The sequence below is a fragment of the Gemmiger formicilis genome (assembly GCF_016901605.1).
GTDB lineage: Bacteria > Bacillota > Clostridia > Oscillospirales > Ruminococcaceae > Gemmiger > Gemmiger formicilis_B.
Map to the genome: position 1 here is coordinate 1 of NZ_JACJKP010000120.1, position 9,095 is coordinate 9,095.

A 9,095-nucleotide genomic window follows, 5' to 3' on the forward strand; every position below is an offset into this window, starting at 1 on the left:
ACTGCCGGAAAGTCCGTCATTGGTGGAAGGTGCCACCACAACAGGGCAACCACCGCGCAGCAGGCTTTTTGCCGCCAACGTCACCGGCGTGGAACTGATACCAGCGGCCAGAAGTGCCATCGTTGTACCGGTAGCCGGTGCAATAACCAGCGCCCGGGCCATCTGCTGCGGTCCCAGCGGTTCCACGGCCTGCAAAGTAGTGAGCGGTTCATGGCCGGTCATCTTCCGCAACTGTTCTTTTAAGGTATCTGCTGTGCCGAAGCGGGTATCCTGACTGGCCGCACTGGCGCTGAGAATGGGCAATACATCCCATCCGCGCCGTTTCAAAACTTCAATCTGCGGCAAAACTGCCCCAAAACTGCAAAAACTGCCGCACAGAGCAAACGCCACCGTCTGCCGTTCAGTCCCCTGCTGTTTCATCCAAACGCCCCCTCTCTTCCAGTAACCCCAGTACGGTCTGCACAATAAGTGCCCCGGCCGTACGCGGCGCGCATTTGCCGGGCAACGCTAACGCGTGTTCTGCCCGAATGCCCAGTTCCGCCGCCGCGGCAAAATCAGTCCCCCCCGGACTGCTTGCCAGGTCCACCACTAACGCTTGAGGCGGCAGTTCCCGCAGCTTTTGCCGGGGCAATACCATGGCCGGAATCGTGTTGATCACCGTATCATGTTCCGGCAAAAGGTCTGTCATCTGTTCCATGGTTACAGCCTTATGCCCTGCGCACCGGGCATTGGCCCGTTGTTCCGCGCTGCGGGCCGCCACCGTAACCTGGCCGCCCAGTAAATCCAGCCGCCGGGCCACCGCACGGCCGATGCGCCCATACCCCAATACCAGAAAATCACTTTCCCAGATTGTGCGCTGACGCAGCTGCAGCAGCAAGGCCAGGCACCCTTCCGCCGTGGGCACCGCGTTCAGGCATTCCAGTTCCGGGCGCTGAAAATAATCGATCAACGGAAGATTGGCTTCCCGCGCGGCACGGCAGACCGGTGCACCGGGACGACCCGCCAGCAACAATGTGCCGGGGCGTACCGCCTGCAGCGTACGGGCCACTTCGTCACTGACGCGATCCTGCGACATCGGCAGCAACACATAATCGGCAAGAACCGCCGCTTCCGGCCCGATGACCCGCAAGCCCGCTTCCCGCAGTGCCTGGGCTGCTGCCTGCTGACGGGCATCGTGCCCAACCACGCAAAAGGTCTTTGGCATTGCGTTTTCCCCCTTTCCTTGCCATACTATGAGCGATTTGGGTTCCGGTGTGCAAAAGGCATAAGACAGCAAAAAGCCCTGCCCCGAAAAGGGCAGAGCTTTTTGTGATACATATCAATAATATTTCAGTGCATCGCACTGGCCGCGCCAGATCTGCAGCGGGTCCACCGGAACCGTGCCGATCCGTATTTCGGCCACCGTGGTGCGTCCGCAGCTTGCAATGACCTGTCCCTGCTTGAGGGATTCGCCTGCGGTCACATCCACCTTCCGAAGGTTGTAGAAAATGCTCTTGACACCGGCACCGTGATCAATGACCAGCGTATAACCGAAGTCTCCGCCCAGGTCCTTGGCCAGCAGAACGGTACCGCTGGCCGGAGCAATAAGCAGTTCACCGGATGTGGTATTGAGTACCAGATTGGTGACCGTGCGTCCACCGGCGCCGTTGTTAGTGCCGCGTTCGCTGTAGCTGCGGCCCACATATTCCGTCGTACCAAAGGCCAGTTTGACATCGATGGTGTTGAGGAACGGTTGTACAAACCCGCCGTTAGACCAGGCAATAGTTTCTTCCTGCGAGGCAAGCAGCTTTTGCAATTCCGCCGGAATATCATTTTCACCGATATACGGCGTCACACGCTGGGATTCACTGGAATAATCCTTATACTCCCATTCCGCTGCGCGGATCTTGAGTTCCAGCGTTTCGGTATAACCGCCTGCTGTAACCTCAATGGTCTGCGTATCCGCCTTTTGATTCCAGGGAATGGGCAGATAGCAAACCCAGCCTGTGGTTGCTTTGAAGAAACCGGCGTTTTCCAGTTCAGTCTTGATTTGCGGCGGCTGACCGTCCAGCGTATCACCTACGCGGATGGCCACCACGCTGCCTTGTGTTGCCGTGGTGGAGGACATCTGGATAGAAGGCCGCACTCCCACCGTAAAATCAAAGAGCCAGGTAGCGCTCCCCGTCACCGTAGTATCACCCGGGACGGAACTTGCATCGCTGTGCACAACCAATTTGGCGGTGTAGGTTCCGTTTGCCGTAAACTGGAATGCCGCAAAGGAATCGGTGTCGCCTTCAAAAACAACATTATCCGCGCTGTCAGTAACCGTCAGCTCGGTACGATAACCGGAAGGCGAAACCACAAAATCGGGAGACGCCTGGTCCACCGTTTCTTCCAGTGCCGTGGGGGTGCTGCTCAAGGTGTCTGCGTAGGTCCGCTTGAACACATTGCCAATGACCGGAACCTTCCACTTATAAGCGGTGGGTTCCACCATCTGCCCGGCAAAGGTCACGGTGATTTGGGGCAGCATATCCGGTGTGGCACTGCGGTACAGCCACGCCACACCAAAACCTGCAATAACCAGCACAAAGAACAATACCAACAGCAGCCATTTTGCCATGCCGGACAGGCCGTTGCGCACATGGTCCTGAATCGTTACCGGCCCGTCATGCGCGGACTCATCGTCGGATTCGCTATCTTCCGCCCCGTCGGTCTGCGTTTCGTCGCTGACCTGAGACATGATCTGTTCTACCGAAAGCTGCACCGTACGGGTCATATCCAAAAGCCGCTTTTCTTCTTCCGGAGAAGGTGTTTTGTCTTCGTCCTGCTCATCGGAAGAATCTTCCGCGGTTGCTTCTGTTTCAGATTCCGGGGTCTCGTCCTCTTCAGGCTGTTCCTGTGGTGTTTCCGGGGGCAGTTCATCCTCGGAAGAGGCGTTTTCTGTCACATCAGTTTCATCCACAGTCTGCTGCACTGACTCTTCTTCCGGTGCGGGGATTTCTTCCCTGGTCACCGTCGGTTCGGCCGCCCCTTCAGGTTCTTCCTGCTGTGCCGCTTGCTCCCGCTCGGGGGCGTCCTCAGGCTGCGGTTCTTCCTCAGCAACCGGTTCTTGTGCGTCCTCCTCCGATTGTAAAGCAGGTTCTTCCGTTGCTGTAGGTTCTTCCGCCGGCTTTTCTTCGGTTTCTGCTTCACCGGACATCTGTTCCGTTTCGGTGGAAGGCTCCGAAGGAAGTTCGGCTGTTTCAGCCACTTCATCCGGAGTCTGGGCTTCGGATGCCGTTTCTGCTGCAAGAACCGGCTTCTGAACTTCTGCTGACGTTTCTTCCGAGACAGGTTCCACCACGGCGGATACATCCTGCGGTGCCGCTGTTTCTTCCGTCGTTTCAGCCTTCACGCCTGTTTCCGGCGCAGTAGTCTGCGGCCGGCCGGCATTTCCTTTTTTTCTGCGGCGGCGGTGTTTGCCGCCGGTTGCCTGCGGAGGCGTGGTTCTATTCTTCTCGTCTTGCATGGTAAATCCCACTCTCCTGTTCCCCTCATCGCTGAAACACAGACTATCCTCGTCGTCTGTGTTTATTTATAAGCAAGAGCGCCGCGGCTTATTCCGACTCCCGGTACTGCAGTCCGCTGCTGCCCATAATCGCTTTATCCGGATCGACGGATTTGTTGCCGATCCGCAATTCGTAAATCAAATCATGCTCTTCGCCTGCAGTGCCCACGGCATCCCCGGTGGAAACCGTTTGCCCCTGGGTGGCAGTAACCGTCTGCAGCCCATAGAGATAACTCTTGACGCCGCATCCGTGATCGATCACGACCGTGCCGCCCGTAAGGGTAAGCGTGCCGGCAAAAACCACCTTGCCGTTCTGCGGCGCCGTAATGGTTTCTCCCGATGCTGCACCGTAAGTCAGGCCGGTGGCCTGACCGCTGCGCTGCCCGTCTACCATCTGCACCACACCGTAAGACATTGTAACTTCGCTGGCGCTGGGGCGCTGGAAGGCACCGGACCACAACTTCTCGCTTTCTCCGGTGGTGTACAGCGGCCAGATGGCATTGCGGAACTCTTCCGCGCCGCCGACGTCTTCTTCCGCCGGCACATCCACGTTGCCGTACTCGGTCTTGCTGACCGACAGTGTAATCTCCTGCGTCAGGCTGCCGCAGGTCAAGGTCATCACATGGTCGCCGCTTTCGGCGTTGTATGTGACCGGGATGTAGCCCATATAGCCGCTGGTGGTTTTACGGAACCAGACAGTCCCCAGGTCCGTTTCCAGTGACGGCTCCCCGTCCAGAATGCCGGACAGCATAATGGCTACGATACTGCCCTGCGCCGCACGTTCGCTGCTGAGGGTGACCGTGGGGGTAAGCTGCATGGTGTAGCCTGCCCGGTAAGCATACCACCCCTGCGGGTCTGCGGGGGGCTCGTTTTCCTGGTGATAAGCAGTAACCACGATCTCATAATCGCCGTTCTGCGTATAGGTATAGGTATTGCAGTCCTCGACACCGCCGGACCAGGAAGTTCCGTCCGGCGCCGTAATAGTAACTTCCGCGCCGGTGACCCATTCCGGCAGCACAAGCTGCGGAATGGTGTCTGTAAAAGTGCCCAGTTGCTGCACCGTCAGGTTGGTCGGGCTCTGGTACGTCTTATTGACAGAATCCCCCAGTACAGGCACAACCCAATCCCAGCCGTTGGGTTCCAGTGCCAGTTCCCCAAACGTGACCGGCTCCTGCGGAAGGGAATCTTCCCCTGTACGGCTGTACAAAAATGCTGCTGTGCCGCCCAAAATCAGGGCGACCATCAAAACGACCATGACCAACCAAAGCAGTAATTTGCGCATAACATCTCCTTGCCAAGCCGCCTTGCGGGCAGGTAAGAATGCCGTATTCCAGGCAGCTTGCGGCAATACCGCAAAGCAGGTCATCGCCTTACGGTGACTTAAAAAGCCGGGCGCGGTCAGGTTTGCGCCCGGCGGCTTATTCTTTTGTACTGTGCGGAATCAAGAATCAGAACTTGACTTCGTCCGCATCCTCGGTATCGTCCACGGAAGTCACAGGCTCGTCCTGGATTTTCTCGTAAACCGTGCCGTCATCGTAATCGTCGTCCTCGTCGTCATACTCGTCGCTGAACAGCAGGCGCTCGTATTCGTCGAGCTCCTTCTCACGGCGATACAGGTAGAGGGCGGCAGCGGTCAAAGCACCGGCCGCGGCAAACAGAAACGCCAATACGGCGCCAAACGTCGATTTTTTCATCATGAGGCATTCTCCTTTCCGTGATCGGGGCCGTTTTCCGCGGCCTGACAGCGGTAAAATCACCGGGTGAACAGGCTTTTGTAAACCTGCACCGGGTCTTTTTTATTATACCCGACCCGGCGCCGGAATACAACACTGCATATGTAAAAATTTGACAAACACAGCCGCTATTTTTGCAGGTAAGCCGCGTAGGCATTGGGCACCGCATAGACCTGTTCCAGCTGGTCCGGGGCCGCCCATACCCATCCGTCCGGCAAAGGGCAGGCCGGGGCTGTCCCCTGCCATCCGCCCAGGTTCCATATTTTATGGGTAAACACATGCCGTGCCGCCGGCAGGGCCGTTTCCCAGATGACCTGCACACCGATTTTTTCCAGTTCGGCGGCCAGTTCTTCCCGGGTAAGTGCCCGCTCCCAGGCTGCCGGCTGCCACAATCCGGCCAACAATCCCTTGGCCGGTCGCCGCTGCAGCAAAAGCCCCGCCGGGCTGTGTACCAGTGCCACCGTGACCGCAACCGGGGCCTTGGCTTTGGGGGCTGGTTTCACAGGCAGTTCTGCCTGCCGCCCTGCCGCATACCCCTGGCAGAGTTCTGCCAGAGGGCACTCCTCACAATGCGGTACTCCCGGCACACAGACTAAGGCACCCAGCTCCATCAATGCTTCATTGTAGGGGCCGGGGGTTTCTTTGGGCATCTGGTCCAGAACCCGCCCGGTAAACAGGCGCTTGGTGGCTGGCTGCATAATATCTGCATCATCATTATAAAGCCGGGCAAAAACGCGCAGCACGTTGCCGTCTACCGCCGGTGCGGGAATCCCGAAGGCAATGCTGGCAATGGCCCCCGCGGTATAATCGCCGATTCCCGGCAGTGCCCGCAGCGCATCGTAGTCCGCCGGCAGGTCACCGCCGTACTGTTCACATACGATGCGGGCTGCTTTTTGCATATTGTTGACGCGGTTATAATACCCCAATCCTTGCCACAGTTTGCGCAATGCATCCGGCTCACAGACTGCCAGCGCGGCAGGGTCGGGTAAAGCCGCGATAAAACGGTTATAATAAGGAATCGCTGCGGCTACCCGGGTCTGTTGGAGCATGATTTCGCTGACCCAGATATGATAGGCAGAAGGCTCCTGCCGGAAAGGCAGGAGCCTCTTGTTTGCCTGAAACCATTGCAGCAGCGACGGCGCAATGGGCCGCAGCATTAAAAACCTCCACAGGTGCGCGGGAACGGGATCACGTCACGAATGTTGGGAATGCCGGTGACATACATCAACAGGCGCTCGAAGCCCAGGCCGTAGCCCGCATGTTTTACGCTGCCGAAACGGCGCAGATCAAGGTACCAGTCGTAGTCCTCGCGGCTCAGGCCCAGCTCGTCCAGACGGGCCAGCAGCACATCCAGACGCTCCTCACGCTGAGAGCCGCCGATCAGCTCGCCGATACCGGGCACCAGCATATCTGCCGCAGCCACGGTTTTGCCGTCCTCGTTCTGGCGCATATAGAACGCCTTGATCTCTTTGGGATAGTCAGTGACAAACACAGGCTTTTTGAAGATCTGCTCGGTGAGATACCGCTCATGCTCGGTCTGCAGATCCATACCCCAGGACACTTTGTACTGGAAGTTGGCATCGTTCTGCTTCAGCAGCTCGATGGCATCGGTGTAGGTGACCCGGGCAAAGTCGGAATTTGCCACCAGTTCCAGACGCTCGATCAGGCCCTTGTCAAAGAATTGGTTGAAGAAGGCCAGCTCATCGGGGCAGTTGTCCAGCAGGAAGCGAATGACATATTTGGTCATGGCTTCGGCGGTATCCATGTAGGTGTTCAGGTCCGCAAAAGCCATTTCGGGCTCGATCATCCAGAACTCCGCGGCGTGGCGGGTATCGTAGCTCTTCTCGGCACGGAAGGTGGGGCCGAAGGTGTACACGTTGCCCAAAGCCATGGCCATAGCTTCCGCTTCCAGCTGACCGGAAACGGTCAGGTTCACGGGACGCTTGAAGAAGTCCTTGCTGTAATCGATGGCACCATCCTCGGTACGGGGGATATCGTTGAGATCCATGGTGGTAACCTGGAACATCTCGCCCGCACCCTCACAGTCGGAGCCGGTGAAGATGGGGGTATGCACATAGGTGAAGCCCCGCTCATGGAAGAACTGGTGGATGGCAAAAGCTGCCTGGCCGCGCACCCGGAACGCCGCATTGAAGGTGTTGGTGCGCGGGCGCAGATGGGTCATGGTACGCAGATAGTCCATGCCCATCTTTTTCTTCTGCAGCGGATACTCCGGCCCGCAGGTGCCCAGCACCGTGATGGCGTCGGCGTTGATTTCAAAAGGCTGCTTGGCGTTGGGGGTCAGCACCAGGGTGCCGGTGACCTCAAAACTGGTGTACAGGCCGCACTTGGCAATTTCTGCGTAATTGGACAGTTTATCAGCCTGAAAAACGATCTGTACGGGCTTATAGCAGCTGCCGTCCGACAGCGAGATAAAGCCGATATTTTTAGAATCGCGTACTGTTTTTGCCCAGCCGCAGACAGTGACTTTGGTGCCGTCTGCGGGGGTGGCCATGTACAGCGATACGAGTTCGGTTCTCTGCATGGGTGGTCCACTCCTCTTACTAAAAACAATGATTGTTCTTATTATAGCGGGTTCGGACCAAATTGTACAGTACTTTTTTATAAAGGGGAGGCGCTTAGTCCAGGTGGCCGCCTAACAGTACGGCCAGGGCTTCGGCCGCATACTGACCGGCACGTATCGCTTCAGTGACGGTGTTGGCATGGCCGCCGATCTCGATCAGCAGGCTGCCGGTGGTCAGGTCCTGATTGTAATAACGGTAAGCACACATCACCGGGCGGGTCAGGCCGGGGGTGCGGCTCTCCATCGCTTCCTCCCATGCCGCCGCAAACCGAAGATTCAGCCGCCAGTTGGGCAACCGGATGCTGGAACCGTTGTCACACCCGGCAATGATCATCACCTGGGCGGTATCTTCCCCGTTGATGGTACACAGCGGTTTGACCCGGGTGCCGTCGGAATCTTCGATGGCATCCCGGTGAACGTCCAGCACCACCTTGATGGAAGGATATTTTTCCAGATAGGCCTGGGTCGTGGCGTAGCTGCGGTCATAGCTTTCGGTGTAACTGGGGGAATCGTGCAGAGTCGTATCGTGCAGGGTGTTGATGCCTGCATCGTTGAGGACCTGCGTCATCTTTTCCCCCACCGCGCACATGTTCAGGGCGGTGTTTTGGGTACGTGCCGTAAAATCCGGATCGTAAATCAGGTTCGGCCAGGTCTGGTAGGTTTCGGTAGCATGGGTATGCAGAATGAGAACCTGAGGTTCATCGCTGTCTACTTCCACATCAAAAGGCAGTGAAGGCGTACTGACCGCCGACCGGAGGTCTGCATCACTGCAGGAAGTATAGTTGCGGATGCTGCCGGCGTTTAGGGTAATATAGCCCTCCCCGCTGCCCTGGCCGAATTGTTCTGCCCGGATACTGCCGGAATTTTCGATATCCGGTGCAGCGCTGGGCAACGGAGTCGCCGTGGGTTCCGGTATGGCGGCGGGCGCAGGTGTCGCTGTCCCCTGTGGTTCCTGCACCGCGGCGGAAGCTTCTTCGGTAGCCGTTACAGGTTCCGGTGCAGAGGTTGCTTGCGGCGCAGGTTTTTGCTGCGGAACAGGCCATGTGACGGCTGCCGCAGCCACTGGGTCCTGCCACAGCAGGGCTCCCCGCAGCAGCCATTCATGCCCCGGCAGGTTGGCAACCGCCAATACCGACAGAGCCGTACTGCCTGCGAACAACGCCGTACACAGCAATATGTGCAGGCAGCGGCGCAGCAAACCCATGGTGTCCACCTCCGTTCCTCTCAATTTATGTGATTTTTGCGGCTTTCATGA

General features: G+C 57.8%; 8 protein-coding genes. All 8 read right to left on the reverse strand.

Annotated features, from left to right (window positions below; translation table 11 throughout):
* A partial coding sequence (locus H6B10_RS09845; protein ID WP_204651447.1) for a flavoprotein occupies positions 1-420 on the reverse strand: 420 nt, incomplete at its 3' end.
* Complete coding sequence (locus H6B10_RS09850) at positions 401-1,204, reverse strand: NAD(P)-dependent oxidoreductase (RefSeq protein ID WP_204651448.1); 804 nt, start codon at positions 1,202-1,204, stop codon at positions 401-403. The genes H6B10_RS09850 and H6B10_RS09845, both read right to left, overlap by 20 nt.
* 114 nt (positions 1,205-1,318) lie before the next feature.
* Positions 1,319-3,487: a M23 family metallopeptidase gene (locus H6B10_RS09855; protein WP_204651449.1), complete on the reverse strand. Its 2,169-nt coding sequence runs from the start codon at positions 3,485-3,487 to the stop codon at positions 1,319-1,321.
* An 88-nt stretch (positions 3,488-3,575) separates the two neighbouring features.
* Positions 3,576-4,808 (reverse strand): murein hydrolase activator EnvC family protein, encoded by a 1,233-nt coding sequence (locus H6B10_RS09860; protein WP_204651450.1) that lies wholly within the window; start codon positions 4,806-4,808, stop codon positions 3,576-3,578.
* Positions 4,809-4,974: 166 nt separating this feature from the next.
* On the reverse strand, positions 4,975-5,223 hold the full coding sequence (locus tag H6B10_RS18025) for a phosphatase (RefSeq protein ID WP_243427339.1): 249 nt from the start codon (positions 5,221-5,223) through the stop codon (positions 4,975-4,977).
* 164 nt (positions 5,224-5,387) lie between these two features.
* Positions 5,388-6,416, reverse strand: coding sequence for an A/G-specific adenine glycosylase (locus tag H6B10_RS09870; RefSeq protein WP_204651451.1), 1,029 nt, complete (start codon positions 6,414-6,416; stop codon positions 5,388-5,390).
* Positions 6,416-7,801: an asparagine--tRNA ligase gene (gene asnS, locus H6B10_RS09875; RefSeq protein ID WP_204651452.1), complete on the reverse strand. Its 1,386-nt coding sequence runs from the start codon at positions 7,799-7,801 to the stop codon at positions 6,416-6,418. The genes H6B10_RS09870 and asnS overlap by 1 nt, the downstream gene beginning before the upstream one ends.
* A 94-nt stretch (positions 7,802-7,895) precedes the next feature.
* On the reverse strand, positions 7,896-9,044 hold the full coding sequence (gene spoIIP / locus H6B10_RS09880; protein WP_204651453.1) for a stage II sporulation protein P: 1,149 nt from the start codon (positions 9,042-9,044) through the stop codon (positions 7,896-7,898).
* Between the last annotated feature and the right edge of the window lie 51 nt (positions 9,045-9,095).